The 26,195-nt window shown below is 61.7% G+C and carries 25 protein-coding genes and 1 riboswitch; of the genes, 13 read left to right on the top strand and 12 right to left on the bottom strand.

The genetic code is table 11. The features are described 5' to 3' along the window. Window positions 1-36: 36 nt before the first annotated feature. Complete coding sequence (gene madL, locus OQ248_RS12680; protein ID WP_085709094.1) at window positions 37-453, top strand: malonate transporter subunit MadL; 417 nt, start codon at window positions 37-39, stop codon at window positions 451-453. Window position 454: 1 nt separating this feature from the next. Continuing rightward, complete coding sequence (madM, locus tag OQ248_RS12685) at window positions 455-1,219, top strand: malonate transporter subunit MadM (protein WP_265813001.1); 765 nt, start codon at window positions 455-457, stop codon at window positions 1,217-1,219. 204 nt (window positions 1,220-1,423) lie between these two features. Here the strand turns inward: madM and OQ248_RS12690 are convergent, their stop codons facing one another. Continuing rightward, window positions 1,424-2,344: a LysR substrate-binding domain-containing protein gene (locus OQ248_RS12690; protein ID WP_265813002.1), complete on the bottom strand. Its 921-nt coding sequence runs from the start codon at window positions 2,342-2,344 to the stop codon at window positions 1,424-1,426. A gap of 141 nt (window positions 2,345-2,485) precedes the next feature. Between OQ248_RS12690 and OQ248_RS12695 the strand changes: the two genes are divergently transcribed. Continuing rightward, complete coding sequence (locus tag OQ248_RS12695; RefSeq protein WP_114886061.1) at window positions 2,486-3,103, top strand: hemolysin III family protein; 618 nt, start codon at window positions 2,486-2,488, stop codon at window positions 3,101-3,103. Here the strand turns inward: OQ248_RS12695 and OQ248_RS12700 are convergent. Beyond that, entirely contained in the window at window positions 3,100-4,011 is a 912-nt protein-coding gene (locus tag OQ248_RS12700; RefSeq protein ID WP_265813003.1) for a LysR family transcriptional regulator, read from the bottom strand. The two genes, OQ248_RS12695 and OQ248_RS12700, sit on opposite strands and share 4 nt — an antisense overlap. A 108-nt stretch (window positions 4,012-4,119) precedes the next feature. Between OQ248_RS12700 and OQ248_RS12705 the strand changes: the two genes are divergently transcribed. Both OQ248_RS12705 and OQ248_RS12710 read left to right on the top strand, forming a co-directional pair. After that, the gene (locus tag OQ248_RS12705; RefSeq protein ID WP_265813004.1) at window positions 4,120-5,361 is read left to right on the top strand and encodes a D-amino acid dehydrogenase; all 1,242 of its coding nucleotides are present in this window, start codon (window positions 4,120-4,122) and stop codon (window positions 5,359-5,361) included. 41 nt (window positions 5,362-5,402) lie between these two features. Then, on the top strand, window positions 5,403-6,305 hold the full coding sequence (locus tag OQ248_RS12710) for a transporter substrate-binding domain-containing protein (protein ID WP_265813005.1): 903 nt from the start codon (window positions 5,403-5,405) through the stop codon (window positions 6,303-6,305). Between the two features lie 4 nt (window positions 6,306-6,309). Here the strand turns inward: OQ248_RS12710 and OQ248_RS12715 are convergent, their stop codons facing one another. Next, window positions 6,310-7,029 carry a 16S rRNA (uracil(1498)-N(3))-methyltransferase gene (locus tag OQ248_RS12715; RefSeq protein ID WP_265813006.1) on the bottom strand — a complete coding sequence of 240 codons (720 nt, stop codon included), beginning with the start codon at window positions 7,027-7,029 and terminating at the stop codon, window positions 6,310-6,312. Between the two features lie 50 nt (window positions 7,030-7,079). Further along, window positions 7,080-8,486, bottom strand: coding sequence for an adenosylmethionine--8-amino-7-oxononanoate transaminase (locus tag OQ248_RS12720; RefSeq protein WP_265813007.1), 1,407 nt, complete (start codon window positions 8,484-8,486; stop codon window positions 7,080-7,082). A 223-nt stretch (window positions 8,487-8,709) separates the two neighbouring features. Between OQ248_RS12720 and OQ248_RS12725 the strand changes: the two genes are divergently transcribed. From OQ248_RS12725 to OQ248_RS12735, 3 genes are all read left to right on the top strand, one after another. Then, window positions 8,710-10,506: a flavin monoamine oxidase family protein gene (locus OQ248_RS12725; RefSeq protein ID WP_265813008.1), complete on the top strand. Its 1,797-nt coding sequence runs from the start codon at window positions 8,710-8,712 to the stop codon at window positions 10,504-10,506. 341 nt (window positions 10,507-10,847) lie between these two features. Next, window positions 10,848-11,399 (top strand): cytochrome b, encoded by a 552-nt coding sequence (locus OQ248_RS12730; RefSeq protein ID WP_011336344.1) that lies wholly within the window; start codon window positions 10,848-10,850, stop codon window positions 11,397-11,399. A gap of 31 nt (window positions 11,400-11,430) precedes the next feature. Further along, on the top strand, window positions 11,431-12,024 hold the full coding sequence (locus OQ248_RS12735) for a YceI family protein (RefSeq protein ID WP_085731599.1): 594 nt from the start codon (window positions 11,431-11,433) through the stop codon (window positions 12,022-12,024). A 69-nt stretch (window positions 12,025-12,093) separates the two neighbouring features. Here the strand turns inward: OQ248_RS12735 and OQ248_RS12740 are convergent, their stop codons facing one another. The 4 genes from OQ248_RS12740 to ahcY form a co-directional block, all read right to left on the bottom strand. After that, entirely contained in the window at window positions 12,094-13,971 is a 1,878-nt protein-coding gene (locus tag OQ248_RS12740; protein ID WP_248739960.1) for a DEAD/DEAH box helicase, read from the bottom strand. Between the two features lie 222 nt (window positions 13,972-14,193). Then, window positions 14,194-15,006: a transporter substrate-binding domain-containing protein gene (locus OQ248_RS12745; protein WP_114886048.1), complete on the bottom strand. Its 813-nt coding sequence runs from the start codon at window positions 15,004-15,006 to the stop codon at window positions 14,194-14,196. A 168-nt stretch (window positions 15,007-15,174) separates the two neighbouring features. Beyond that, a complete protein-coding gene (metF, locus tag OQ248_RS12750) occupies window positions 15,175-16,020 on the bottom strand; it encodes a methylenetetrahydrofolate reductase [NAD(P)H] (protein ID WP_114886047.1) in 846 nt (281 codons plus the stop codon). A gap of 189 nt (window positions 16,021-16,209) precedes the next feature. Next, window positions 16,210-17,619 (bottom strand): adenosylhomocysteinase, encoded by a 1,410-nt coding sequence (gene ahcY / locus OQ248_RS12755; protein ID WP_127800358.1) that lies wholly within the window; start codon window positions 17,617-17,619, stop codon window positions 16,210-16,212. 22 nt (window positions 17,620-17,641) lie between these two features. Then, window positions 17,642-17,740: riboswitch (S-adenosyl-L-homocysteine riboswitch) on the bottom strand. 197 nt (window positions 17,741-17,937) lie between these two features. Between ahcY and OQ248_RS12760 the strand changes: the two genes are divergently transcribed. Both OQ248_RS12760 and OQ248_RS12765 read left to right on the top strand, forming a co-directional pair. Next, window positions 17,938-18,345: a hotdog domain-containing protein gene (locus OQ248_RS12760; protein WP_007959686.1), complete on the top strand. Its 408-nt coding sequence runs from the start codon at window positions 17,938-17,940 to the stop codon at window positions 18,343-18,345. 73 nt (window positions 18,346-18,418) lie between these two features. Continuing rightward, complete coding sequence (locus OQ248_RS12765; RefSeq protein WP_085709107.1) at window positions 18,419-19,306, top strand: formate/nitrite transporter family protein; 888 nt, start codon at window positions 18,419-18,421, stop codon at window positions 19,304-19,306. Here OQ248_RS12765 and OQ248_RS12770 read toward each other — a convergent pair whose 3' ends face one another. Then, a complete protein-coding gene (locus tag OQ248_RS12770) occupies window positions 19,307-20,572 on the bottom strand; it encodes a sodium:proton antiporter (RefSeq protein WP_265813009.1) in 1,266 nt (421 codons plus the stop codon). 239 nt (window positions 20,573-20,811) lie between these two features. Between OQ248_RS12770 and OQ248_RS12775 the strand changes: the two genes are divergently transcribed. Together OQ248_RS12775 and OQ248_RS12780 are read left to right on the top strand one after the other, a co-directional pair. Then, complete coding sequence (locus OQ248_RS12775) at window positions 20,812-21,645, top strand: EamA family transporter (RefSeq protein ID WP_265813010.1); 834 nt, start codon at window positions 20,812-20,814, stop codon at window positions 21,643-21,645. Between the two features lie 37 nt (window positions 21,646-21,682). Beyond that, a complete protein-coding gene (locus OQ248_RS12780) occupies window positions 21,683-22,066 on the top strand; it encodes an MAPEG family protein (RefSeq protein WP_134828375.1) in 384 nt (127 codons plus the stop codon). 49 nt (window positions 22,067-22,115) lie between these two features. On the opposite strand, the gene OQ248_RS12785 is transcribed toward OQ248_RS12780, so the two are convergent. Then, entirely contained in the window at window positions 22,116-23,288 is a 1,173-nt protein-coding gene (locus OQ248_RS12785) for an MltA domain-containing protein (protein WP_265813011.1), read from the bottom strand. A gap of 128 nt (window positions 23,289-23,416) precedes the next feature. On the opposite strand from OQ248_RS12785, the gene OQ248_RS12790 reads away from it, so the two are divergent. Next, complete coding sequence (locus tag OQ248_RS12790; RefSeq protein WP_114886040.1) at window positions 23,417-23,866, top strand: cytochrome c; 450 nt, start codon at window positions 23,417-23,419, stop codon at window positions 23,864-23,866. 52 nt (window positions 23,867-23,918) lie between these two features. On the opposite strand, the gene OQ248_RS12795 is transcribed toward OQ248_RS12790, so the two are convergent. Beyond that, window positions 23,919-24,314, bottom strand: a complete 396-nt coding sequence (locus OQ248_RS12795) for a DUF1090 domain-containing protein (RefSeq protein ID WP_085731609.1) — start codon at window positions 24,312-24,314, stop codon at window positions 23,919-23,921. Between the two features lie 96 nt (window positions 24,315-24,410). Then, window positions 24,411-26,090, bottom strand: a complete 1,680-nt coding sequence (gene ligB / locus OQ248_RS12800; RefSeq protein WP_265813012.1) for an NAD-dependent DNA ligase LigB — start codon at window positions 26,088-26,090, stop codon at window positions 24,411-24,413. Window positions 26,091-26,195: the final 105 nt, after the last annotated feature.

The raw sequence follows: 26,195 nt of genomic DNA on the forward strand, positions 1-26,195 counted from the left end.
AACAACATTCGACGATGCACTTTGAGGACTACAACAATGATTATTTACGGTGTGGCGCTGCTGGCGATCTGTACGTTGGCAGGGGTGATCATGGGTGACCTGCTCGGCGTGTTGCTGGGGGTCAAATCCAATGTCGGCGGGGTCGGCATCGCGATGATCCTGTTGATCTGCGCGCGGCTGTGGATGCAAAAACGCGGCGGCATGACCAAGGATTGCGAAATGGGCGTCGGCTTCTGGGGCGCCATGTACATTCCGGTGGTGGTGGCGATGGCCGCGCAACAAAACGTCGTCACCGCCCTGCACGGCGGCCCGGTGGCGGTGCTGGCGGCAATCGGTTCGGTGGTGGTCTGTGGCTGCACCATTGCCCTGATCAGCCGCACCCACAAGGGTGAACCCTTGCCCGACGAACCGGCGGAAGTCTCCCCGGTCGGCACACCCGTAGGAGGTCGCTGACATGTGGGATCTCATTGAAAAAGGTCTGGAACACAACGGTCTGATCACTGCGTTCGCCTTCGTCGGCGTGATCATGTGGGTCTCGGTGATTCTCTCCAAACGCCTGACGTTCGGGCGGATTCACGGCTCGGCGATTGCCATTGTCATCGGCCTGGTGCTGGCCTGGGTTGGCGGGACCATGACCGGTGGTCAGAAAGGTCTGGCGGATCTGTCACTGTTCTCCGGCATCGGCCTGATGGGCGGCGCGATGCTGCGGGATTTCGCCATCGTTGCCACGGCTTTCGAGGTGCAGGCGACCGAGGCGAAGAAGGCCGGGTTGATTGGCGTGATCGCACTGCTGCTGGGCACGATCCTGCCGTTCATTGTCGGCGCGTGCATGGCTTACATGTTCGGTTATCGCGATGCCGTGAGCATGACCACCATCGGCGCGGGTGCGGTGACTTACATTGTCGGGCCGGTGACCGGCGCGGCGATTGGCGCAACTTCGGATGTCATGGCGTTGTCGATTGCCACCGGCTTGATCAAGGCGATTCTGGTGATGGTCGGCACCCCGGTGGCGGCGCGCTGGATGGGCCTGGATAACCCGCGTTCGGCGATGGTGTTTGGCGGGTTGGCCGGGACGGTGAGTGGCGTGACGGCGGGGCTGGCGGCGACGGATCGGCGGTTGGTGCCTTATGGGGCGTTGACGGCGACGTTTCACACCGGGCTTGGGTGCTTGCTGGGGCCTTCGCTGTTGTTCTTCATCGTCCGCGGGATTGTTGGCTGAACGTCAAAAGCCCCTCACCCTAGCCCTCTCCCGGAGGGAGAGGGGACTAACCGAGGTGAATATTTGAGTTACGCCGACCTGACACTTCCGAGTCGAACTCAGGTCTTGAAAGACCCCCGGTCTGCTCCCTTTCCCCTCGCCCCCTTGGGGGAGAGGGCTGGGGTGAGGGGGTAGGCTTTTGATTTGCTGTTGATCTGCTTTTGATCACACCGCCAACTGGCGATTCGCATACATCCGACACTCAGCCAACAACGCCAGCAAATTCGGATCCCGCTCTTTAGCCTTCAGAAACACCACGCCAATGTGCTGCTGCAACCGGTACTTCTCCTGCAACGGAATCAGCTTCACCCGGTTCTCGTACACCGCGGCAATCCTCCCCGGCAGCAACGCATAACCGACCCCGGAGCTGACCATGCTCAGCAGGGTGAAGATGTCGTTGACCTGCATCGCCACCTTCGGCTCGAACCCTGCCTGCCTGAACACCCGGATACCGTCCTGGTGGGTGGCGAAGCCTTGCGTCAGGGTGATGAAGGTTTCGTCGCGCACCTCTGCCAGATCCACTTCGTTGCGTTGAGCGAAGCGCGAATCAGCCGGGGTGGCGAGGAAGATGTCGTCGGAAAACAGCGGAATCTGCTCGCAGTCCGGGTCGTTGACGCTGTCGTCCAGCGACACGAGGATCGCGTCGACTTCCATGTTTTTCAGCTTGTAGAGCAGGTCGATATTCGAGCCGAGGATCAGGTCGATGTTGAGTTCGCTGCGGCGGATCTTCAAACCCATGATCAGCTGCGGCACGGTCTTCACCGTCAGCGAATACAGCGAGCCGAGCTTGAAGCGTTCGGCCGAGAACCCGGCGGCTTCGCGGGTCAGGCGTACGCTTTCGACCACATCCTGAATCAGCTTCTGCGCCCGCTCTTCGAGTACGTAGGCACTTTCCAGCGGCGTCAGGTTGCGTCCTTCGTGCTTGAACAGCGGGCAGCGCAAGGCGCTTTCCAGCGAATGGATCGCACGGTGCACGCTGACGTTGCTGGTCTGTTGCTCGGCGGCGGCGCGGGCGAGGTTGCCGGTGCGCATGAAGGCGAGGAACACCTCAAGTTTCTTCAGGGTCAATTCTTCGTCGATCAGCATGGCGCGGACTCTTCTTGGTATTGGTCGATTGTGCCCAAATATCAGGACAGGTGCAGGCCCGCGTTGAACGGAAACATTGCGCTTTTACGCTCAAGGCCGGAGCCTTGCGCGCTGCGGTAATGAAATCGAGGTGTGCGACACATGTATCACGGAGAAAAACTGAACGCCTGGACGCATCTGGTCGGGGCGGTAGCGGCGTTTGTCGGGGGCGTCTGGATGCTGGTGATTGCCAGCCTCGACGGCAGCCCCTGGAAGATCGTCAGCGTGGCGATTTACGCCTTCACCTTGCTGGTGCTCTACAGCGCATCCACCGTGTATCACAGCGTGCGCGGGCGCAAGAAAGCGATCATGAAGAAGGTCGATCACTTTTCGATCTATCTGCTGATCGCCGGCAGTTACACGCCGTTCTGTCTGGTGACCCTGCGCGGGCCGTGGGGCTGGACGCTGTTCGGGATTGTCTGGGGGCTGGCGCTGATCGGCATCCTGCAAGAGATCAAACCGCGCTCCGAGGCGCGGATCCTGTCGATCGTGATCTACGCGGTGATGGGCTGGATCGTGCTGGTGGCGGTCAAGCCGCTGATCGACGCGCTGGGGACGGCGGGGTTTGCCTGGCTGGCGTCGGGCGGCGTGCTGTACACCGTGGGGATTATCTTTTTTGCCCTTGATCACCGGTTGCGGCATGCCCACGGGATCTGGCATCTGTTCGTGATCGCTGGGAGCCTGCTGCACTTTGTGGCGATTCTGTTTTACGTCCTTTAAGGGCGCATCAGTCGGTCGAGTTGTTCCCGGGCGCGCTGACTGAAGATCTGCAGCAAATCATTCAAGGTGTGGGGCGGTGGCTCGGTGGCGCGGGTCACGGCGTACAGCGTGATTGGCAGCGGCGGGGCGAGCGGGCGGATAGTGGTGGTGGCCGATGAGGCACCGAGCGCGGTGAACGGATCAATCACCGCCACGCCAGCTCCGGATTCAACCATCGCCCGCGCCAGCGAATACGTCTGCACGGCGATCCGCACACGCGGCGGCGGTTCGACTGCTTCCAGATAACTGTCGAGGCGAGCGGCCAGCGGGTCGGCGCTGGACAGCCCGATCAGCGGCGCCCCGGCCAGAGCCATCAGTGGCAACGGCTGGCCGGCGTCTTCCTCCGGCCAATAACCTTTCGGCGCCAGCGCTACCAACACACCCGCTGCCAATGCCTGCGCCTTCAGCCCCGGATGATCCGGCAACTGCAACGTCAGGGCCACGTCCACTTCGCGCATCAGCAGGTTCTGCATCAGCTCGCGACTGTGGGCGCTGGACAGTTCGCAGACGATGTCCGGGAACTGCGCCGTCCATTGCCGGATCGCCGGCGGCAGTAATGACAGCGCCAGCGCCGGGGTCGCGCCGATCCGCAGGCTGTGGCCGGGCTCGCGACGCAGGCTCTGGGCCAGGCGCCGTACGCCTTGCAGGCTTTCCGTGACCTTGTCGACTTCGCGCTCCAGCTCCAGTGCTTCAGGGGTTGCCTGCAATTTGCCGCGCACCCGCAGAAACAGCGGAAAGCCCAGTTGCTGCTCGGCGTGCTGCAACACCTTGGTCACCGCCGGTTGCGAGACGTGCAGCAACTGCGCAGCGGCGCTGACCGAACCGGTCTGGCGAATGGCCTGGAAAATCTCGATGTGGCGAAGGCGCATGGCGAGTCCATAACCTTTGTTTATAGGTCTGGCATCTTTATTCATTGTTCGACGCCTGTCACCTCACCCTAACCTCAGCCCCGTCTTCAAATAGAAATAAGGACGGACATGGCTCAGCGTGTGTGCATCATCGGCGGCGGTGTGATTGGCCTGGCAACGGCCTACGCGCTGGTGCGCGACGGCTTCGAGGTGACAGTGGTCGAGGCGCGGCAGTCGCTGGGCAGCGAAACCAGTTTTGCCAACGGCGGCCAGTTGTCCTACCGCTATGTGGCGCCGCTGGCCGATGCCGGCGTGCCGTTGCAGGCGATCGGCTGGATGCTGCGCGGCGATTCACCGCTGAAACTTCGCCCGCGTCTGGACCCGGCGCAGTGGCGCTGGATGGCGTCGTTTCTTGCTGCGTGCCGCACCTCGGTCAACCGGGAAAACGCGGCGCATCTGTTGCGTCTGGCGCTGTTCAGCCAGAGCACGCTGAAATGCTGGCGCGAGGACGATGGACTCGCCGGCTTCAACTGGCGGCGCAACGGCAAACTGGTGACCTTTCGCAATGCCGCCAGCTTCGATCATGCGCGCAAGGGCCTGGCCGATCCGCAGCAACAGCAGGTGTTGTCCGCCACCGAATGTGCGCAACTGGAACCGGCTCTGGCCGATGCGCCGTTTGTGGGCGCGATCTACACGCCGGATGAAGAAGTCGGCGATTGTCATGGCTTCTGCCAACAGTTGGCGGCGCGATTGAAGGCATCGGGCCGCTGCGAGTTTCGTCTCGGTCAGGCAGTCACCGGCATTCGCCACAGTGACGGCGCTGTCGCCGCCATTGAGCTTGGCGACGAAGTTCTGCCGGTCGAACAACTGGTAATCGCCGCCGGCCATCGCAGTCCGTCGCTGGCGCTGCCTGGCCTGCGGCTGCCGCTGTATCCGCTGAAGGGCTACAGCCTGACTGTGCCGATCGGCAGCGAGCATCGGGCGCCGGAAGTGAGCATCACTGACTACGACCGCAAGATTGTCTACGCGCGCATTGGCGAACAGTTGCGGGTGGCGGCGATGGTCGACATCGTCGGTTTCAACCCGGCAGTCGATCCCGAGCGGCTGGCCCTGATCAAGCGCCAGGCCCGCGACACCTTTCCCGACGCCGGCAATTACGACGCCGCCGTCGAATGGGCCGGCATGCGCCCGGCCACCCCGACCGGCGTTCCGCTGCTGGGCGCCACGGCGTATCGCAATCTGTGGCTGAACCTCGGCCACGGCGCGCTCGGTTTCACCCTGGCCTGTGGTAGCGGGCAGTTGCTCAGCGAACTGATCGGCCAGCAGCGCACATCGATTGATCTGCACGGGTTCAATCCCCGTGCGGCGTGACGGTCTCTGCTAAAACACCTCACCCACAACGGAGAATAACAATGCAAAAAATCACGTTGCTCGGCTGCACACTGGCGCTGTTCATCGGCGCCCAGGCACAGGCCAATGAAGAGCCGCTGACAGGCGCGCTTGGCAAGATCGCCAGCGCCAACAGCATCACCTTGGGGTATCGCGATGCGTCGGTGCCGTTCTCGTATGTGGGCGATCACACTGGGCAGCCGATGGGGTATTCGGTGGAGCTGGCGGGCAAGATTGTCGAGCGCATCAAGCAGCAACTGGCGCTGCCGGAGCTGAAGGTGAAGTACAACCTGGTGACGTCGCAGACGCGGATTCCGCTGGTGCAGAACGGCACGGTTGATCTTGAGTGTGGCTCCACCGGGGTGACGGCCGAGCGGCAGAAACAGGTCGCGTTCTCCTACGGTTTCATCTACGTCAAAGGGCAGTTGCTGACCGCAAAGGACAGCGGCATCCACAGCTTCGATGACCTGCGCGGCAAGAACGTGGTGACCACCGCCGGCACCACCAACGAGCGCTATTTGAAGAGCTACAACCTCGACCACAAATTGAACATGTTCGTGATCAGCGCCAAGGATCACGGCGAGGCTTTCCAGATGCTGCAATCGGGGCGCGCGGCAGCGTTCTACATGGACGACGCATTGCTCTACGGCGAGCGGGCCAAGGCGCGCGACCCGCACAACTGGGTCGTGGTGGGGGAGGAACAATCGCGGGAAATCTACAGCTGCATGGTGCGCAAGGATGATCCGCAATTCCTCGCGCTGGTGAACGGCGCGCTGGCCGATCTGTACAGTTCGGGGGAGATCAACGGGATCTACCGTAAGTGGTTCGAACAGCCGATCCCGCCGAAAGGCTTGAACCTTGAGTTCCCGATGACCAGCGAACTCAAGGCGATCATTTCCAAACCGATCAGTGATCCGGTGCAGTGACGGGTTAGAAATCCCCCCACAGTTGCTGCGCCACCGCCAGCGCCACAACCGGCGCCGTCTCGGTACGCAGCACGCGCGGGCCGAGACGGGCGGCGTGGAAGCCGTTGCCCTTGGCCTGCTCGACTTCAGCGTCGGACAAGCCGCCTTCGGGGCCGATCAGGAACGCCAGGGTCGATGGTTTGGCATGGCTGACCAACGGCTCGGCCACCGGGTGCAGAACCAGTTTCAGTTCGGCCTCGATCTGTTTCAGCCAGTCCGCCAGCAGCACCGGTGGATGAATCACCGGTACCCGCGAACGACCGCATTGCTCGCAGGCGCTGATCGCCACCTGGCGCCAGTGCAGCAGGCGTTTGTCGGCGCGTTCGTCCTTGAGGCGGACTTCGCAGCGTTCGCTGAAGATCGGGGTGATTTCATTCACGCCCAGCTCGGTGGCTTTCTGGATCGCCCAGTCCATCCGCTCGCCCCGGGACAGACCCTGGCCGAGGTGGATGTGCAACGGCGATTCAACCTGACCGGCGAACTGCTCGTCGATCTGCACCACGACACGCTTCTTGCCGACTTCCACCAGCGATCCGCGAAACTCGTGGCCGGAACCGTCGAACAACTGCACCGCATCGCCCTCGGCCATGCGCAGCACGCGGCTGATGTAATGCGCCTGGGCTTCCGGCAGTTCGTGTTCGCCGGTGCTGAGCGGGGCGTCGATAAAGAAGCGGGACAGTCTCATGGTGGTTCTCTAGAAAATTGAATCAGGATCGCTGTTCTGGCGAGTGACGCTTAGCCCGGATCACGGAACCCGGGATGGAAATCCTTCGGCACCGCCACGCTGACGCTGTCACGGGTGGCGATGTCGATGCCTTCGCTGGCGACTTCGGCGAGGAAGTCGATCTGCTCCGGGGTGATCACGTACGGCGGCAGGAAATACACCACGCTGCCCAGCGGACGCAGCAACGCGCCACGCTCCAGGGCATGCTGGAACACTTTCAGGCCGCGACGTTCCTGCCATGGGTAGGCCTCTTTCGTGGCCTTATCCTTGACCATTTCGATGGCCAGCACCATGCCGGTCTGACGGATTTCCGAAACATTCGGATGATCCACCAGATGCGCGGTCGCAGACGCCATGCGTTGCGCCAGCGCCCGGTTGTTCTCGATCACGTTGTCCTGTTCGAAGATATCCAGGGTCGCCAATGCTGCCGCGCAGGCCAGCGGGTTGCCGGTGTAGCTGTGCGAATGCAGGAAGGCGCGCAGGGTCGGGTAATCGTCGTAGAACGCGCTGTACACCTCGTCGGTGGTCAGGCACGCCGCCAGCGGCAGATAACCGCCGGTCAGGGCTTTGGACAGGCACAGGAAGTCCGGGCGGATGCCGGCCTGTTCGCAGGCGAACATGGTCCCGGTACGGCCGAAGCCGACGGCGATTTCGTCGTGGATCAGGTGCACGCCGTAACGATCACAAGCCTCGCGCAGCAGCTTGAGGTACACCGGGTGATACATGCGCATGCCGCCGGCGCCCTGGATCAGCGGCTCGAGGATCACGGCAGCGACGCTGTCATGGTTTTCCGCCAGCGTCTGCTCCATGGCCGCGAACATGTTGCGCGAGTGTTCTTCCCAGCTCATGCCCTGTGGGCGCAGGTAGCAGTCCGGGCTCGGCACCTTGATGGTGTCCATCAGCAGGGCTTTGTAGGTTTCGGTGAACAGCGGCACGTCGCCGACCGCCATCGCCGCCATGGTTTCGCCGTGGTAGCTGTTAGTCAGGGTGACGAAGCGTTTCTTGTTCGGCTGGCCGCGGTTGAGCCAGTAGTGAAAGCTCATTTTCAGCGCGACTTCGATGCAGGACGAACCGTTATCGGCATAGAACACCCGGTTCAGGCCTTCCGGCGTCATCTTCACCAGACGTTCGGACAGCTCGATCACCGGCTGATGGCTGAAACCGGCCAGAATCACGTGTTCCAGCTGATCGACCTGATCCTTGATGCGCTGGTTGATGCGCGGGTTGGCGTGGCCGAACACGTTGACCCACCAGGAACTGACGGCGTCCAGGTAGCGCTTGCCTTCGAAGTCCTCCAGCCACACGCCTTCACCGCGCTTGATCGGGATCAGCGGCAGCTGTTCGTGGTCTTTCATCTGGGTGCAGGGATGCCACAGCACCGCGAGATCGCGTTGCATCCACTGGTTGTTCAGGCCCATGTTCAGTCTCCTCGAGGCGGCTCGCGTCAGGCGCGGGCAAACAATCGCGCAAGCCTATGCAATGCGTCGCGCCGGGACAACCCATTGCGTCGATTGAGCTACTTTGTATGGGCCGATAGACGTCGCTGGCGGCGTTTTGATGGCTGACGTATTCTTCGCGGTTCTTTGGGTCGACTGACCCGCAAAACTGCTTTTTCCTACGTGTTTTTCCGGAGTTCGCTGAATGTCTGTCGGTTGGCTGCGCGCCTGTGCGCTTGTGGTGTTGGGGCTTTTCAGCGTTACGGCGCTGGCCAAGGAAAAAACCGCGATCGTGATCGGCGGCGGCCTGTCGGGCCTGACCGCGGCTTACGAACTGCAGAACAAGGGCTGGCAGGTCACGCTGCTGGAAGCCAAGCCGAGCCTGGGCGGCCGCTCGGGCATGGCCACCAGCGAGTGGATCGGCAACGACAAGGCGCAGCCGGTGCTGAACAAGTACGTCTCGACTTTCAAGCTGAGCACCACGCCGGCCCCTGAATTCGTGCGTACCCCGGGTTACCTGATCGATGGCGAGTATTTCTCCGCCGCCGACCTGGCCACCAAGCAACCGGCCACCGCGCAGGCGTTGAAAACCTTCGAGAAAACCCGTGACGATCTGGCGCGTTCGATCGACGATCCGCAGAACCCCGCGGCGACCAACACCCTGCACGCACTGGACCAGATCAACGTGTCGAGCTGGCTCGACAAGCAGAACCTGCCTGCCAGCGCGCGTCAGCTGATCAACCAGGATATTCGCACCCATTACGACGAGCCTTCGCGTCTGTCGCTGCTGTACTACGCACAGCAGAGTCGTGTTTATCGCGGCGTGTCCGACCGTGACATGCGCGCTTCGCGTCTGGTCGGTGGCAGCCCGGTGCTGGCCCAGGCCTTCGTCAAGCAACTGAAAACCATCAAGACCAGTTCGCCGGTTTCCGCGATCGTCCAGGACAAGGACGGCGTGACCGTCAAGGTCGGCAGCGTGGGCTATCAGGCAGACTACGTCGTGCTGGCGGTGCCATTGCGCGCCCTCGACAAGATCCAGCTGACCCCGGCCCTGGATGCCCAGCACCTGGCCGCGATCAAAGGCACCAACTACGGCTGGCGCGACCAGATCATGCTGAAGTTCAAGACGCCGGTCTGGGAAAGCAAGGCGCGGATGTCCGGCGAGATCTACAGCAACACCGGTCTGGGTATGTTGTGGATCGAGCCGGCCCTTAAGGGCGGCGCGAACGTGGTGATCAACCTGTCCGGCGACAACGCCCGCGTCATGCAGGCCTTCGGCGACAAGCAGATGGTCGATCAGGTGCTGATTCGTCTGCACGCGTTTTATCCACAGGCCCGTGGCGCGTTCACCGGTTATGAAATCCGTCGCTACAGCACCGACCCGTCGACCGGTGGTTCGTACCTGGCCTTCGGCCCTGGCCAGATCAGCAAATACTGGCGCCTGTGGGAGCGTCCGCTGCAGCGCGTAGCGTTTGCCGGCGAGCACACCGACACCCTGTATCCGGGCACCCTGGAAGGCGCGTTGCGTACCGGTCAGCGTGCAGCCAGTCAGGTTGAAGACCTGGCGGCAGGCAAATCCTTCGAACCGATCAAGGTCGGCCCGGCAGCCGCCACCGCAGCAGCGGCGGCAGGCGCAGCGGGTGCGGCCACGGCGGCGAAGAAAGGCAACTTCTTCACCAACCTGTTCGGTGGTTCGGATGACGAGAAGAAACCGGAGCCAGTAAAAGCCCCAGAGCCGGCACCTGCTCCAGCCGCTCCGGCGCCTGCACCGACTCCGGCACCTGCGCCAGCCCCGGTGGAAGCGCCGAAGCCAGCGGCTCCGGTGAAAGCCGAGCCAGCCAAGAAAGCGCCAGCCAAGCCGGCAGCGAAGAAACCTGCGGCCAAGACCGAGGCGAAAAAAGCCCCGGCCAAACCGGCAGCGAAAAAGGCTGAACCGGCGAAGAAGCCAGCCGCAAAACCGGCTGCGGCCCCGGCGGCAGCGACCGATACCAAAGCGCAGTAAGGCTTTGCGGTGAATGAAAAAGCGCGGCTTTCAGGCCGCGCTTTTTTATTGCCTGAAAGATCGTAATCGCGAGCAGGCTCGCTCCCACAGGAGATTGCATTCCAGCTGAAGGAACACAGGCGAATGTGGGAGCGAGCCTGCTCGCAATGGGATCAATGTGGGCACTGTAAATTGAAGACCTGTCAGCTAATCTCCCGTCACACTTTTCCCTTTAATCTTTCCTTAACTCCCTTGTTCAAGACTCTTGATCGTATTTCTCGATATTTCAAAGCGAAATTTTCCGCTTTAATTCGATAGATAACTCGCTAGTCTTGGTTCGCAGTTCTCACAGGATTTGGGCAATGCAGCTACGTAACTCTTCTTCGCGCTACGGTTGGGTCAGCATCTTCATGCACTGGGGTGTGGCGCTGGCGGTCTTCGGGCTGTTTGCGCTCGGTCTGTGGATGGTGGGGCTGGATTACTACAGCACCTGGCGCAAAGACGCGCCGGATCTGCACAAGAGCATCGGTCTGGTGCTGCTGGCTGTGATGGTGTTGCGGGTGCTGTGGCGCTTTGTCAGCCCACCGCCGCCAACGCTGCAGAGCTACAGCCGCATGACCCGCATCGGCGCAAAGTTCGGCCACGGGTTTCTGTACCTTGCGCTGTTCGCCGTGATGATTGCCGGTTACCTGATTTCCACCGCAGACGGTGTCGGGATTCCGGTGTTTGGCCTGTTTGAAGTTCCTGCACTGGTTTCCGGACTACCGGATCAGGCAGATACCGCCGGGGTGATTCACTTGTACCTGGCGTGGGCGCTGGTAATTTTTTCCGGCCTCCATGCGTTGGCAGCATTGAAGCACCACTTTATCGATCGTGATGCGACCCTCACTCGAATGCTCGGTCGCAAAGCCTGAAGCTCAACCTCGACTCAAAGGAAAAGAAAGCATGTTGAAAAAGACTCTGGCCGCTCTGGCAATCGGTTCTGCCGTGCTGTCCGCCAACGTAATGGCCGCTGACTACACCGTCGACAAGGAAGGCCAGCACGCCTTCGTCGACTTCAAGATCAGCCACCTGGGCTACAGCTACATCACCGGTACCTTCAAGGACATCAGCGGCAAGTTCAGCTTCGATGCTGCCAAGCCTGAAGACAGCAAGATCGAGTTCGACGTGAAGACCGCCAGCGTGTTCACCAACCACGCCGAGCGTGACAAGCACATCGCCAGCAAAGACTTCCTGGACGTGGGCAAATTCGCTGACGCCAAGTTCGTCTCCACCAGCGTCAAATCCACCGGCAAGAACGCCGATGGCAAAGACACTGCCGACGTGACCGGCGACCTGACCCTGCACGGCGTGACCAAGCCGATCGTGGTCAAGGCCACCTTCCTGGGTGAAGGCAAGGATCCATGGGGCGGCTACCGTGCCGGCTTCGAAGGCACCACCAGCATCAAGCGTTCTGATTTCGGCAAGATGATGGACCTGGGTCCACAGTCCGACAAAGTCGACCTGTACATCTCGTTCGAAGGTGTCAAAGCGAAGTAATTTTCGCCAGACATACAAAAACGCCCCCGGTCTTGCGACCGGGGGCGTTTTTTATTGCCTTGTCGAAACTCAGCGATTGCGCGTCAGCAAGGCCGGTTTCTCACCGCGTGGGCGGCTTGGCAGTTGATCGAGCTGCTCAGGCGTCGGGAAGCGGTCGGCTTTCGATTCCTTGTGCATGATCTTCGGGCCGCTGCTGCGCGGGTTCTGCACGGCCGGTTCGGCACGTTGCTGATCGTCACGGGCCGGACGGCGGTTGCGCGAGTTTTCGTCGCGACGACCCTGGCCGTCACGCGGGGCACCGTTGCGCGGGCCGTTACGTTTGCCCGGCGGGGTGCCGGTGCTCGAACCGTTGCTGTTGCGCGGGCCGTTCTGACGACCTTGCGACTGACCGCCACGTGGAGCGCCCGAACCTGCGCCTTGCGCCGGAGCGCCAGGGCGACGGTTGCGACCGCCGGCAGGTGCCTGCTTCGGTACGTAATCAACGCGGTTACCGAAGTTATCGATATCGTCGTCGAGGAACTCGTCCGGTGCACGATCAGCCGCAGCACGTGGCGGCTGGCTTGGCTGACGCTGTTCGCGGGCCGGGGTGCCTTCGCGCGGTTTCTGCTGACGGGCTGGACGCTCGCCACGCTCACCGCGTTCGCCGGCAGGTTTTTCCTTGCCCTTGTCTTTGCCTTTGTCTTTACGACCGCCGCCACCGCCGCCGCCATTCGGGCCGTCGCCGCGCGGGCCACGACCGTTGCGCGGGTTGCGCATGTCCGGACGCTCGCGCACTTCAGGCTTTTCGGCCTCGATGGTGCTGGCGTCGAAGCCCATCAGGTCGCCGTCGGCGATTTTCTGCTTGGTCATGCGTTCGATGCTTTTCAGCAGTTTCTCTTCGTCCGGCGCAACCAGCGAGATCGCTTCGCCCGAACGACCGGCACGGCCGGTACGACCGATGCGGTGCACGTAGTCTTCATCGACGTTCGGCAGTTCGAAGTTGACCACGTGTGGCAACTGGTCGATGTCCAGGCCGCGCGCCGCGATGTCGGTGGCAACCAGGATGCGCACCTGGTTGGCCTTGAAGTCGGCCAGGGCTTTGGTGCGGGCGTTCTGGCTCTTGTTGCCGTGGATCGCCACAGCCGGCAGGCCGTGTTTGTCCAGGTATTCGGCCAGACGGTTGGCGCCGTGCTTGGTGCGGGTGAACACCAGTACCTGTTCCCACGCGCCGGCGGTGATCAGGTGGGCCAGCAGCGCACGCTTGTGGCTGGCCGGCAGACGGAAGACGCGTTGTTCGATGCGCTCGACCGTGGTGTTCGGCGGCGTCACTTCGATGCGTTCCGGGTTGTGCAGGAGCTTGCCGGCGAGGTCGGTGATGTCTTTGGAGAAGGTCGCCGAGAACAGCAGGTTCTGGCGCTTGGCCGGCAGGCGGGCGAGGACTTTCTTCACGTCATGGACGAAGCCCATGTCGAGCATGCGGTCGGCTTCGTCCAGCACGAGGATTTCAACGTGGGACAGATCGATGCTGCCCTGGCCGCACAGGTCGAGCAGACGGCCCGGGCAGGCAACCAGTACGTCCACACCACGGGACATGGCCTGAACCTGCGGGTTCATGCCGACGCCGCCGAAGATACAGGCGCTGACGAATTTCAGGTCACGGGCGTAGATCTTGAAGCTGTCGTGTACCTGGGCCGCGAGTTCGCGGGTCGGGGTCAGGACCAGGACGCGCGGCTGGCGCGGGCCGTGGCGCTGGGATTTGTCCGGGTGACCGTTGGGGAACAGCCGCTCCAGGATCGGAAGGGCGAAACCGCCGGTTTTACCGGTACCTGTCTGTGCCGCAACCATCAGGTCGCGACCTTGCAACACGGCGGGAATGGCCCGCTGTTGCACCGGAGTAGGCTCGGTATAGCCCGCGTCTTCGATAGCGCGGACCAAAGCCTCGGAGAGACCGAGGGAAGCAAAGGACATGAGTAATCCTGTTTTAGTTAGGGCTTGGCCCAATGGGAGTCTTGCCTGGCGCGAATGGCGTTTAAGAGGACGCAATCCCGTCCGGTCCTGCTGCGGTTCCGAAGGCACGTCCGGAGCGCTCGCGCGGGCTGAAAAGCTGCGCTGTAGCGGGTCGGGAGGCCTGTAACGGTTCCGGGCGTCCGGGCGTGAGCCTGGCGGGAACGCCGGAGTATAACAGAGCAATCACTGCGCGCCGCTTTCCTGCTGCTCAACGGTTTTGCCGCTGGCGGTGGCGCTGCTCAAGGGTTTTTCCGAAACCGGGGCTGCACCGTAGCGCGCGCTCAGCTCGGCATAGGCCGGCTCACGCTTGAAACGCTTGAGCTCGGCGCCGAAGCGCTGCACCAGCAAATCCATCCCCGCATTGCGCCGCACGGCCAGAAACTGGCTCTGGCGGCTAATGACGGTGGGGTTTTCGGTGATCTGATCGCGGATATTCAGTTCATCGAGCAAATGCTGACCCACGCGGCGATCGGTGATCAGCAGGTCGATGCGCCCGCGCACCAGTTTGCCGAAGTTGGCTTCATGGGTCGGGGCCGGTTCCCGGTTGAACAGGGTCGATTCACTGAAGTCCGGGCTGTACAGATAACCCGGCGAAGTACCGATGGTCAGGCCTTTGAGGTCTTCAAGGCTGCGAAAAGGGTGCGGTCGGTCGTTGGCGTAGAACATCACGAACTCGACGTCCGACAGCGGTTCGCTCGGGTAGAGCAGGGTGGCGTCGCGTTCGTCGCTGTGAAAGATGTCCAGCGCACCGTCGGCCTGGCCGGTTTCGAGCATCGACAGGCAACGTTTCCATGGCAGGAACTGCCACTCGACATCGATGCCCAGACGTTTGAACACAATGGCAGTGGTTTCGTAGTCCAGCCCGAGGTTCTTGCCGTTCTCTTCGTAAACGTACGGCGCCCACGGTTCTGTGACGATACGCAGCTTCTCGCCTCGAGCCGCAAAGCTCAGGCAAGCAAAAACCAGCACGGCGAATAACTGCGTGATCAAAGGCATGACTTGAGATTACGACGAGAAACGCCAAAGAGCCAGAAACTGGCTGCAGAAGCTCTGTTTCGGGCCTTAAAAGCAAAAGATCGCAGTTGCGACAACCCAACAGGAGCTGTCGAAACTTGCGATCTTCTGTTGTTGCATGAAGCTTTCAGCTTGAAGCTTACAGCGGTATCAGCGTGGCAACTTCAGGTTGTTCCAGATCGCCAGGCTAGGTTCGGCCTGGTTCATGGAATAGAAGTGCAGGCCAGGAGCGCCGCCTTGCAGCAGGCGTTCGCACATTTCGCTGACGACTTGCTCGCCGAAGCGCTGAATGCTCTGGCTGTCATCGCCGTAGGCTTCCAGTTGCTTGCGGATCCAGCGCGGGATTTCCGCACCGCAGGCATCGGAGAAGCGCGCGAGTTTGCTGTAGTTGGTGATCGGCATGATCCCCGGAACGACCGGAATGTCCACGCCCAGCGCCTGCAAACGGTCGACGAAGTAGAAGTAGCTGTCGGCGTTGAAGAAGTACTGGGTGATCGCGCTGTCGGCGCCGGCGCGGGCCTTGCGCACGAAGTTGGCGAGATCGTCTTCATAGTTGCGCGCTTGCGGATGCATCTCCGGGTAAGCGGCGACTTCGATGTGGAAATGATTGCCGGTTTCTTCACGAATGAATTCAACCAGTTCATTGGCGTGACGCAGCTCGCCGCTGGTCATGCCCATGCCGGACGGCAGGTCGCCACGCAGGGCAACGATGCGTTTGATGCCGGCAGCCTTGTACTCGTTCAGCAGGCCGCGCAGGTCGTCCTTGCTGTCGCCGACGCACGACAGGTGCGGGGCGGCGGGTACTTTGACTTCGCTTTCCAGCTGCAACACTGTGTTCAGCGTGCGGTCACGGGTCGAGCCGCCCGCGCCGTAGGTGCAGGAAAAGAAGTCAGGGTTGTAGGTGGCCAGCTGACGTGCAGTGGCGAGCAGTTTTTCATGCCCAGCATCGGTCTTGGTCGGGAAGAACTCGAAGCTGTAGCGACGGTCTTGGGACATCGAGGGGACCTCCAGCTACAAGCTGCAAGCTTCAAGCTGCAAGAGCAGCGGAGGTGCGCCGGTCTCTTGTGCCTGAAGCTTGCGGCCTGACACTGTTTTGACAAATAGGGGCAGAGCTTTCGGGCTTCGCGCGGCAAGCCCGGCTTGTGGCCTTGCTTGCCGCTTGAAGCTTGAAGCTCGCAGATGCTCTTAGTAGCGGTAAGCGTGCGGCTTGAACGGGCCTTCGACGGTCACGCCGATGTAGTCAGCCTGTTGCTTGGTCAGTTGAGTGACCACGCCGCCGAAGCCGCGAACCATTTCCAGAGCCACTTCTTCGTCGAGTTTCTTCGGCAGTACTTCAACGGTCAGGCGCTCGGCTTTCTGGGCTGGCGACAGGTCGGCGTACTTCTGGCCGAACAGGAAGATCTGCGCCAGAACCTGGTTGGCGAACGAACCGTCCATGATGCGGCTCGGGTGACCGGTGGCGTTGCCCAGGTTCACCAGACGGCCTTCGGCCAGCAGGATCAGGTAGTCGTCGTTCTGCGCGTCGAAAGCGCCCGGGCCGGTACGGTGGATCTTGTGTACCTGTGGCTTCACTTCTTCCCATGCCCAGTTCTTGCGCATGAAAGCGGTGTCGATTTCGTTGTCGAAGTGACCGATGTTGCAGACAACGGCGCGCTTTTTCAGGGCTTTGAGCATGTTTGCGTCGCAAACGTTGACGTTACCGGTGGTGGTCACGATCAGGTCGATCTTGCCCAGCAGCGCTTTGTCGATGCTTGCTTCGGTGCCGTCGTTGATACCGTCGATGAACGGCGAAACCAGTTCGAAACCGTCCATGCAGGCTTGCATGGCGCAGATCGGGTCGACTTCGGAAACCTTGACGATCATGCCTTCCTGACGCAGGGACTGGGCCGAACCCTTGCCCACGTCACCGTAACCGATGACCAGCGCTTGCTTGCCGGACAGCAGGTGGTCAGTACCACGCTTGATGGCGTCGTTCAGGCTGTGACGGCAGCCGTACTTGTTGTCGTTCTTGGACTTGGTCACCGAGTCGTTGACGTTGATGGCCGGGATGCGCAGTTCGCCCTTGGCCAGCATGTCCAGCAGGCGGTGTACGCCGGTGGTGGTTTCTTCGGTCACGCCGTGAACGCGGTCCAGAACCTGTGGGTACTTGTCGTGCAGCAGCTGGGTCAGGTCGCCGCCGTCGTCGAGGATCATGTTGGCGTCCCATGGCTGGCCATCTTTCAGGATGGTCTGCTCCAGGCACCACTCGTACTCTTCTTCAGTCTCGCCTTTCCAGGCGAAAACCGGGATGCCGGCAGCGGCGATGGACGCAGCAGCCTGATCCTGAGTCGAGAAGATGTTGCAGGACGACCAGCGAACTTCGGCACCCAGGGCAACCAGGGTTTCGATCAGCACGGCGGTCTGAATGGTCATGTGGATGCAGCCGAGGATTTTTGCGCCTTTCAGCGGCTGCTCGGAAGCGTACTTGCGACGCAGACCCATCAGGGCCGGCATTTCCGACTCGGCGATGATGGTTTCGCGACGACCCCAGGCAGCCAGGGACATGTCGGCAACTTTGTAATCGTTAAAATCTGCAGGCGTGATAACAGCGCTCATGAGAGCCTCCATTCGTAATGTATGCGAATGGGCGCCGTTGTGCGTTTAGTGTCCGGCCTGAGCCAGTCAACGCCCCATCCGAGCCTGACAGGTTGAACCTGCTGCAGCGCCCCTCGGACAGGTGGCGGGAAAACGGTATCAAGCGAACGTTACCGTTTTGAAACGGGAGCGATTATAGCCGTCTAGACTGATCTTCCAAAGGGTTTCTGTCGGCCAGATGAAGATCATTAATAGCGACCATAGTAGAAGCCTCATGGAGCATGACCGCTCAGTCTGCCAAGATGGCCCCATCATTCGGCAAGACGCTCAGGAGTGAAGATGAATTTCCACACCCGCAAGTGGGTAAAACCCGAAGACCTCAACCCCAACGGCACCCTGTTCGGCGGCAGCCTGCTGCGCTGGATCGACGAAGAAGCGGCGATCTACGCCATCGTTCAACTGGGCAACCAGCGCGTGGTGACCAAGTACATTTCCGAGATCAACTTCGTCAGCGCCTCGCGCCAGGGCGACATCATCGAACTGGGCATCACCGCCACCGAGTTCGGCCGCACCTCGATCACCCTGACCTGTGAAGTGCGCAACAAGATCACCCGCAAGAGCATCCTGACTGTCGAGAAGATGGTCTTCGTCAACCTCGGCGAAGACGGCCTGCCAGCGCCGCACGGGCGGACCGAGATCAAATACGTCAAAGACCAGTTCAAGGATGAAACGCCCGTTACCGAGTAATCGGCGCACCCCACAGAACGGAAGCCGAGCGGCGCGTGTCGTAGCTTTATGACCCCGCCACCGGTTTCCCGCCATGACCACGCCAACAGACGGCAAGACCCCCGACCTCTCGGCCAAGGAACAACACGAAGTCGAGAAAAACCAGCCGCCCCGGGCGGCGGTCCTGCATGAAATCATCCGCAAACAGGGCGATCAGGAGCTGGAGCGCAGCATCGCCGCGCTGTGGTGGTCGGCACTCGCGGCCGGGCTGACCATGGGCCTGTCGCTGATGGGCATGGGCCTGCTCAATTCGCGGTTGCCCGAGGGCGACGAGTTCAAGGTGATCGCCAGCTTCGGCTACTGCGCCGGTTTCCTCGCGGTGATCCTGGCTCGCCAGCAACTGTTCACCGAAAACACCCTGACCGCTGTTCTGCCGGTCATGACCAAACCGACGCTTGGCAATTTCGGCCGCTTGATCCGACTCTGGACAGTCGTGCTGTTCGGCAACCTGTGCGGCACGATTCTGGTGGCGTATGTGATGCTCGAACTGCCGATCTTCGACAGCAAGACCGACGCCGCCTTCCTCGAAATCGGCCGCAAGGTCATGGAAAACCACGCGAGCCAGATGTTCGCCAAGGGCATCGTTTCCGGCTGGATGATCGCCACCATGGTCTGGATGATCCCGTCCATGGAGAGCGCGAAGATGTGGATCATCATCCTCATCACCTACCTCATGGCGCTGGGCGACTTTACGCACATCGTGGTGGGTTCGGCGGAAGTGTCGTACCTGGTGTTTGCCGGCGAGTTGCCGTGGAGTGATTTCTGGGCGGTGTTTGCCGGGCCGACCTTGGCGGGGAACATCATCGGCGGCAGTTTCATCTTCGCCCTGATCAGCCATGCGCAGATCCGCAGCGAAAGCGGAAAACCGAAGGAGTCTGCGGATCAGGCGGAAAAGCCCGACCCGCAGCAGATCAATAAATGATCAGTGGTGCGCAGGCTCGGCAGTGGTTGCCGGTTCATCGCGGGTGGCGTGCTTGACCAGTTTGCCAATCGTCAGACCCTGCAACAGGATCGACGACAGCACCACGATGTAGGTGATGCTCAGCAGCAGATCGCGCTCGGGGCCCAGCGGCAGGGCCAGGGCCAAAGCCACCGAAACTCCGCCGCGCAAACCGCCCCAGGTCAGGATGCGGATCGTGCCGCGCGGCACCGTGCGCCAGCGCCGCAACAGGACAATGGCCGGGGCCACGGTGAGCAGGCGCGACAGCAGAATCGCCAGCGCCAGCAGGCTTGCCGCCGCCACGTGCAGCCAGTTGAACGGCAGCAGCAACAGCTCCATGCCGATCAGCGCGAACAGCAGGGCGTTGAGCATGTCGTCGAGCAACTCCCAGAAACCGTCCAGGTATTTGCGCGTCATGTCGTTCATCGCCAGGTTGCGACCGAGGTTACCGATGATCAGACCGGCGACCACCATCGCAATCGGCGCCGAGACGTGCAGCTCGGTGGCCATTGCCGAGCCGCCGATCACCAGCGCCAGGGTCAGCATGACTTCGATCTGGTGCTGCTCGATGCTCTTGATCATCAGGTACACCAGATAACCGATCAGCCCGCCGAACAGCACGCCGCCGATCGCTTCATGGGCAAACAGCATGGCGGTGGCGCCGATGGTCGGGGTTTCGCCCAGTTGCGCGATGCCCAGTAACACGGTGAACACCACCACGGCAGTGCCGTCGTTGAACAGCGACTCGCCGACGATGGTGGTTTTCAACGGTTTCGAGGCGTTGGCCGTCCGCAACACGCCGAGTACCGCGATCGGGTCGGTCGGGGAAATCAGTGCGCCGAACAACAGGCAGTAAAGGAAGCTCACGTGCCAGCCGAACAGGGCGAAGATGTAGTAGGCGAGGCTGCCGATCACGGCGGTGGCGATCAGTACGCCGAAGGTCGCCAGCAGGCCGATGGGCCAGCGATAGCTGCGCAGGTCGTTCAGGTTGACGTGCAAGGCGCCGGCGAACAGCAGGAACGACAACATCCAGTTCATCAGCAGATCACCGAAGTCGATCTGACCGATCAGTTGCTGCACGCGTTCTTCGAGGCCGGGATAACCGAGCAGGCTCAGGCCTTGCAGCAACAGGGAGAACATCAGTGCGGTAACCATCACGCCGATGGTCGGAGGCAAACCGATGAAGCGGTAATTCACGAAAGTGAGGAGGGTGGTGAGGCAGATGAAAGCGGCGACAAGTTCAAGCATCCGGGGTCCTTTGGATGGGGGGTGAAAAGACAGCGCGCCTGTTCATGGGCACAAGGGTTGGATGGGTAGACACCGGGTGGGGGCACAATTGTGTGTCCCGGACAGGATTTTTTTGGCATTTGCCTGTGCGCAATCGGGTGTGGCGAGGTCGCTTGACGTATAAACAGCGGCTGACACATCGCGAAGCAAAGACCTGATCAAATGGCTCGGGTTCAAAAACAAGAATGAAGGAGTGACACGTGCTGGCGACAGCTCTGGTGTTGGTGGCGGCGCTGTTGCACGCCGCGTGGAATACCCTGATCAAATTCAGCGCCGAGCGGTTGCTGGTGGTGGCCTGCATGGACACCGTGGCGCTGTTGTTCGTCGCGCTGGCGTTTCCTTTCATCAGCCTGCCGCCGCCGGAAATCTGGCCGTGGATTCTGGCGTCGGCGGCGTTCGAGCTGCTTTATCGCTACCTGTTGATCCAGGCCTATCGGGTCGGCGACCTGGGGCTGGTCTATCCGTTGATGCGCGGCTTGTCGCCGCTGGTGGTACTGGCGCTGACCCTGATCTTCGCCGGCGAAGTGCTGACCACCCAGCAGGTCTTCGGGATCATGTTGATCCCGCTGGGCATGGCCTGCCTGCTCTGGCAGGGCGGCGGCGGGAAACACCTGCCGTGGTCGATGCTGCCGGTGGTGGCGCTGATCGGGCTGTGCATCGGCTGCTACACCTACATCGATGGGCAGGCCTTGCGGCGCTGGTCGCATCCGCTGGATTACCTGGTCTGGGTCACGCTGCTCAGCGCCTGGCCGTTCCCGCTGCTGGCGTGGGTGGCCAAACGTCCGGCGTTCCTGCAGTTCTGGCGCGAACAATGGAAGTTGGGGCTGGCGGTCGGGTTCTGCGTGTTGTTCAGCTACGCTCTGGTGCTGTGGGCGATGCAACTGGGGTCGATTGCCGAAGCCGCCGCGTTGCGCGAGATCAGCGTGATTCTGGTGGTGCTGTTCGGCATGCGCTACCTGAAAGAACCTTTCGGCCGGCCACGGCTCTTAGCCTGTGGGCTGGTGCTGATCGGCATGCTGGTGATGAAGTTCTGACCCGCCAATACTCTAAAAACTGAAGAAGGACGGCGTTATGACGGTGGCTCTGTGGTGCGTTTTCATTGCGATCTTTCTGCCCTATGTGTGCACGGGCGTGGCCAAGGCTGTCGGTGGTTACCGGCTCAGCGACAATCACGATCCCCGGGACTTTCTCGAAAGCCTGAACGGTGTGGCGCGACGAGCCCACGCGGCGCAACTGAACAGTTTTGAAGTGACGCCGGCCTTTGCGGCGGCGGTGATCGTCGCGCACCTGGTGGGCACGGCGCAGCTGGTGACGGTCAATGTGCTGGCAGTGCTGTTCATCACCAGTCGCCTGCTGTACATCATCTGCTATCTGGCGGACTGGGCGATTCTGCGGTCGCTGGTGTGGTTTGTCGGGATGGGGCTGATTGCCAGTTTCTTCTTTGTTTCAATCTGACGCTGAAAGGATCGCAGGCTGAAGAGGCCTGCGATCTTTTGCGTTTCGCTTACTGCTTGTCGGCCACCTGCGGTACTTGCGGCAATGCTGCGCCTTTTGGCCAGAGCATCCAGATCTGCCCTTGCTGTTTCATGTCGCCGGCCAGTTGCCCGGCGGCATCGCCGGTGCCCCAGAACAGATCCGCACGAACTTCGCCGGCAATCGCGCCGCCGGTGTCCTGCGCGGCCACCGGGCGTACCAGTGCCGTGCCGTCAGGGCGAGTGGTCGACAGCCACAACAGGCTGCCCAGCGGAATCACCTTGCGATCCACCGCCGCGCTGTAACCGGCGGTCAGCGGCACATTCAGCGAGCCGCGCGGGCCTTCGTTGCTGTCCGGGTTGCGGGTGAAGAACACATAACTCGGGTTGCTGCCCAGCAATTCCGGAATGCGCGACGGGTTGGCCTTGGCCCAGTTGCTGATCGCGCCCATGGTCACGTCTTCTTTCTTCAGTTCTCCCTGTTCCACCAGCCAGCGGCCGATCGGCCGGTACGGGTGGCCGTTCTGGTCGGCGTAGGCGATGCGCAGTTGCCGGCCGTCGTCGGTCTGAATCCGCCCTGAACCCTGGATTTGCAGGAATTGCAGGTTCATCGGGTCGGTCAGCCACGCCACCACGGGCGCCTTGACGCCTTTGCTCTCGATGGTCGAGGCGTCGTCGTAAGGCTTGAGCACGCGACCTTCGAGGCGACCGCGCAGGCGCTTGCCTTTAAGCTCCGGGTAAATGCTGTCCAGAGAGACGATGATCATGTCTTCGGGCACGCCATACACCGGAACATTGGCGGTCGCGGTTTGCGTCAGGCTGCCGGGATAGACCGGTTCGTAGTAACCGGTGATCAGACCGTTGGGGTTGTCATTTTCGGCGCGCAGGCCGAACACATCGAGGTGCTGCTTGAGGAACGTGCGGATGTCGCCAGCGCTTTGCGGCACATTGGCCGCCGCCGCGCAGGTGGCGCCCCAGATCGGGTCAGCCTTGAGCCGGGTGCAGGCGCTGCGCCACGAACCGAAACCGGCCACCAGATCGTTGTCGGAAACCGCAGGCAGGGCTTCCCAGGTGGCGCTGGAGTAAGTGGCCAGGGCGTGGGTTTTCGGCTTGGCACTGTCGCCTCCGGTGCAGCCGGCAAGAATGGCCAGCAGCGGCAGGGTTGCGATGAGTGGGTGACGCCAGGCCTTGAAACGGCTGTTCATGGAGAGTTTCCTGTGTCGGTTGCAGGCGTGCTCCATGCGCGCCAGCAACCCATATTATTAATAGGGCTATTGGTGTTTGGCGGTGACGCGAGGATACTGGCCGCCGAATTCCGTGACCTGAAGCCACCATGACTCTTAAAAGACTTTCTGTTGTATTGCTGGCCTGTCTGACCTTGTCCGCCTGCGGCGGTGTCGACCCGAATTCCCCGCTGGGTCAGCGCAAGGCGATCTTCAAGCAAATGCTCAAGACCGGCGAAGACCTGGGCGGCATGCTGCGCGGGCGCATCCCCTTCGACGGTCCGAAATTCACGGAAGGCGCGGTCAAACTCGATGCGCTGTCCCATGAGCCGTGGAAGCATTTCCCGTCGGTGCGCGAAGAAGATCACACCAGCGCCAAGGACGATGTCTGGCAGAGACAGGCACGTTTCCAGGAGATGGCCCGCACCCTTGAGGCGGCCACCGGTGAGCTGGTGATCGCCAGCAAGGTTCAGCCGTACAAGGCCAGTAACCTGGGGCCGGCGGTGCAGAAGGTCGAAGATGCCTGCAGTGCCTGTCATAAAGAGTTTCGGGATCATTGATCCTGAGGTGCGGTGACGGAGAGGACTCTTTCACCGCACATTGCCTGGCGGATTACTTGTCCAGTTCGTCCAGCGCGTCCTGCAATTCCTTGCGCGACTCGGCGAGCTTGTTCTTGCGCTTGTCGATCTTCTCCGGGTCGCCTTTCTTCATGGCCTTGTCGAGATCGGCCTGGCGCTTGCTCACTTCGTGCTTGGCGTCGAGCACCTTGTTTTCACGTTCCTTCTTCAGGCCGGCGTCGGTGCAGTGCTCGGTGACTTCGCGCAGGGCGGTTTCGAGGCCGGCCTGCTGGTCGGCGTTGCCACGGGATTTGGCCTGTTCGATCTGATTGATGATGCCTTGCTTCTTGGCGGCACAGCCGGTCAGGCCCGGGGCGTCTTCGCCAGCCATCGCGGGTGCGGCCATTACGCCGCAAAGAGTCAGCATGGCGAGCGGTGCGAGAAATTTCATAAAAGCTCCATGTGCAAAGGCAATCGGGTCGGGAAAGCACTGCGCTGTTGGAGCGCTTCGGCGACCGTTGGGTTCCCGGCTTGCCGGGATGCATGTTCAGAAACCGTCGATTCCGGCGGCGCGTAAGGTTTCACTCAGGGCCAGCACCTGCGGGTCGCGGAAAAAAGCGCTCAATTGCGCCGCGCGACCGGGGCCGATTCCGGGTTCTGCCTGCCATTGTTCGGTATTTCGTTGTGCCAGCGCTTGCCATGAATCAGCCAAAGAGGCCTGACCGGTCGGCGGCAGCCCGAGGGCCTTGAGCCACTGGGTGAACGGCCGCTGGCGAGCACTGTGAAAACTGTGGAGCAGGCGGGCGCTGCTGCGCTCGCCAAGGCCGGCAATCTTAGCAAGCTCTGGCTCGTCGAGGGCCAACCAATCCAGCAGGCTGTTCAGTCGGCCTGTATCCAGAAGTTTCTCCCACGTGCCGCGACCGACATGGGGCAGTGCCAGCCCTTGCTTGCCGCCAAGCCAGGTCAGGCGCGCGAGGAACTGGCTCTCGCATCCGGGCGTCGGTTGCCAGCAGCTTAGCGGGTGAAAGTCGCTGGCGAGAGGAACGTCCAATTCGACGCGTTCCGTGCTGCGCAGCACGACGCTGTCGAGTCGCGGAATCGTCAGCCCTGCCAGGCTGATCGCCACTTGATCGCCGGGACGAATGTCCAGTTCCTGCCAGCGTTTGAGCGAGCTGACGCTGACCCGTCTGATCTGGCGGTCGTCGAGCATGACCGGCGCCAGTTCCAGTACGGGGGTGATGCGCCCGGTTCGGCCGACCCTGAAATCGACCTTGCGTACGTCGGCCAATGCCTGGGCGAACGGATATTTCCAGGCCACGGCCCAGTAAGGCGAGCGCGCCTGCCAGCGTTCGGCGGCAGGACGCTGGCTCTGACGCAAGACGATGCCGTCACTGGCGAAGGGCAGTGGCGAGCGATACCAGTGATCACGCCACTGCTGCGCATCGGCAAGACCACTGACGGGTTGGCTGTAAGGTTCTGTCGTGGCCAAGCCCAGTGTTGCCAGCCCCGTGATTCGCTCCTTCAGGCTGTCCGGCCCCAGCGGCCAGTCCCAGACAAACAGCCCGATACCCGCGGCCTGTTCGGCACTCAAGTCCTTGCGGCCCATCAGGCCGGCGACTTTCGCGCGGGCGTTGGCGCTGCCGGCGCGGGCCTGGATATGGTCGTTCAGTCGCCAATAGAGTTCGCCCTGCACCGAGAGGTCCAGCGGTTGGGTCAGCTGTCGGGGAATGGCGTTGATCTTCTGTGCCGAGTCGGTCCAGTCCTGCCCGCGAACACCGTCGCCGCGACTGATCGCCTGCTGCAACCGCCCGGCGCGATAGATCAGCGTGACGGCCACGCCATCGACCTTGGGTTGTGCCCAGACGTCCTTGCGGTCGCGCAGCCAGGCTTCGATGTCGGTTGCGTCGTGAAGTTTGTCGAGGCCAGTGTGGGCGATTGGATGCGCGACCGGGCCAGCCGCAGTCCGTAACGGCTTGGCCGGTGATGGAAGTTTGAAGCACTGGCGCCATTCGCCGAGCCGGTTGCGGGACTGATCGTAGAGTTCATCGGCGATCAGTGAACGACCTTCACGGTGATAGGCGTCGTCCCATTGATCGATCTGCTGTTGCAGGGTAGTGATTTCGCTTCGGGCCCGGTCGGCTGGCCAAGTGGGGCAATCGCCAGCGAAGGTGCTGAGGTGGGCGCAGAGCAGCAGGGAAATGCAAAACAGGCGCAGTGTAGCAGGCATCGTGAGCGTCCTTGCTCAGGGAGATACCTGAAGGCTAGGCGAGGATCTGTTGTTGAGAGAGGTGGGTGTTTTGCGAGCTGTTTCCAATCCCGATTTGAGGTCGCT

This window comes from Pseudomonas sp. COW5 (genome assembly GCF_026240005.1).
Lineage (GTDB): Bacteria > Pseudomonadota > Gammaproteobacteria > Pseudomonadales > Pseudomonadaceae > Aquipseudomonas > Aquipseudomonas kribbensis.

Bases quoted from the DNA above. Each gene is read 5' to 3' on its own strand.
- madL (WP_085709094.1), top strand. From the start codon at position 37: ATGATTATTTACGGTGTGGCGCTGCTGGCGATCTGTACGTTGGCAGGG.
- madM (WP_265813001.1), top strand. From the start codon at position 455: ATGTGGGATCTCATTGAAAAAGGTCTGGAACACAACGGTCTGATCACT.
- OQ248_RS12690 (WP_265813002.1), bottom strand. From the start codon at position 2,344: ATGCTGATCGACGAAGAATTGACCCTGAAGAAACTTGAGGTGTTCCTC.
- OQ248_RS12695 (WP_114886061.1), top strand. From the start codon at position 2,486: ATGTATCACGGAGAAAAACTGAACGCCTGGACGCATCTGGTCGGGGCG.
- OQ248_RS12700 (WP_265813003.1), bottom strand. From the start codon at position 4,011: ATGCGCCTTCGCCACATCGAGATTTTCCAGGCCATTCGCCAGACCGGT.
- OQ248_RS12705 (WP_265813004.1), top strand. From the start codon at position 4,120: ATGGCTCAGCGTGTGTGCATCATCGGCGGCGGTGTGATTGGCCTGGCA.
- OQ248_RS12710 (WP_265813005.1), top strand. From the start codon at position 5,403: ATGCAAAAAATCACGTTGCTCGGCTGCACACTGGCGCTGTTCATCGGC.
- OQ248_RS12715 (WP_265813006.1), bottom strand. From the start codon at position 7,029: ATGAGACTGTCCCGCTTCTTTATCGACGCCCCGCTCAGCACCGGCGAA.
- OQ248_RS12720 (WP_265813007.1), bottom strand. From the start codon at position 8,486: ATGGGCCTGAACAACCAGTGGATGCAACGCGATCTCGCGGTGCTGTGG.
- OQ248_RS12725 (WP_265813008.1), top strand. From the start codon at position 8,710: ATGTCTGTCGGTTGGCTGCGCGCCTGTGCGCTTGTGGTGTTGGGGCTT.
- OQ248_RS12730 (WP_011336344.1), top strand. From the start codon at position 10,848: ATGCAGCTACGTAACTCTTCTTCGCGCTACGGTTGGGTCAGCATCTTC.
- OQ248_RS12735 (WP_085731599.1), top strand. From the start codon at position 11,431: ATGTTGAAAAAGACTCTGGCCGCTCTGGCAATCGGTTCTGCCGTGCTG.
- OQ248_RS12740 (WP_248739960.1), bottom strand. From the start codon at position 13,971: ATGTCCTTTGCTTCCCTCGGTCTCTCCGAGGCTTTGGTCCGCGCTATC.
- OQ248_RS12745 (WP_114886048.1), bottom strand. From the start codon at position 15,006: ATGCCTTTGATCACGCAGTTATTCGCCGTGCTGGTTTTTGCTTGCCTG.
- metF (WP_114886047.1), bottom strand. From the start codon at position 16,020: ATGTCCCAAGACCGTCGCTACAGCTTCGAGTTCTTCCCGACCAAGACC.
- ahcY (WP_127800358.1), bottom strand. From the start codon at position 17,619: ATGAGCGCTGTTATCACGCCTGCAGATTTTAACGATTACAAAGTTGCC.
- OQ248_RS12760 (WP_007959686.1), top strand. From the start codon at position 17,938: ATGAATTTCCACACCCGCAAGTGGGTAAAACCCGAAGACCTCAACCCC.
- OQ248_RS12765 (WP_085709107.1), top strand. From the start codon at position 18,419: ATGACCACGCCAACAGACGGCAAGACCCCCGACCTCTCGGCCAAGGAA.
- OQ248_RS12770 (WP_265813009.1), bottom strand. From the start codon at position 20,572: ATGCTTGAACTTGTCGCCGCTTTCATCTGCCTCACCACCCTCCTCACT.
- OQ248_RS12780 (WP_134828375.1), top strand. From the start codon at position 21,683: ATGACGGTGGCTCTGTGGTGCGTTTTCATTGCGATCTTTCTGCCCTAT.
- OQ248_RS12785 (WP_265813011.1), bottom strand. From the start codon at position 23,288: ATGAACAGCCGTTTCAAGGCCTGGCGTCACCCACTCATCGCAACCCTG.
- OQ248_RS12790 (WP_114886040.1), top strand. From the start codon at position 23,417: ATGACTCTTAAAAGACTTTCTGTTGTATTGCTGGCCTGTCTGACCTTG.
- OQ248_RS12795 (WP_085731609.1), bottom strand. From the start codon at position 24,314: ATGAAATTTCTCGCACCGCTCGCCATGCTGACTCTTTGCGGCGTAATG.
- ligB (WP_265813012.1), bottom strand. From the start codon at position 26,090: ATGCCTGCTACACTGCGCCTGTTTTGCATTTCCCTGCTGCTCTGCGCC.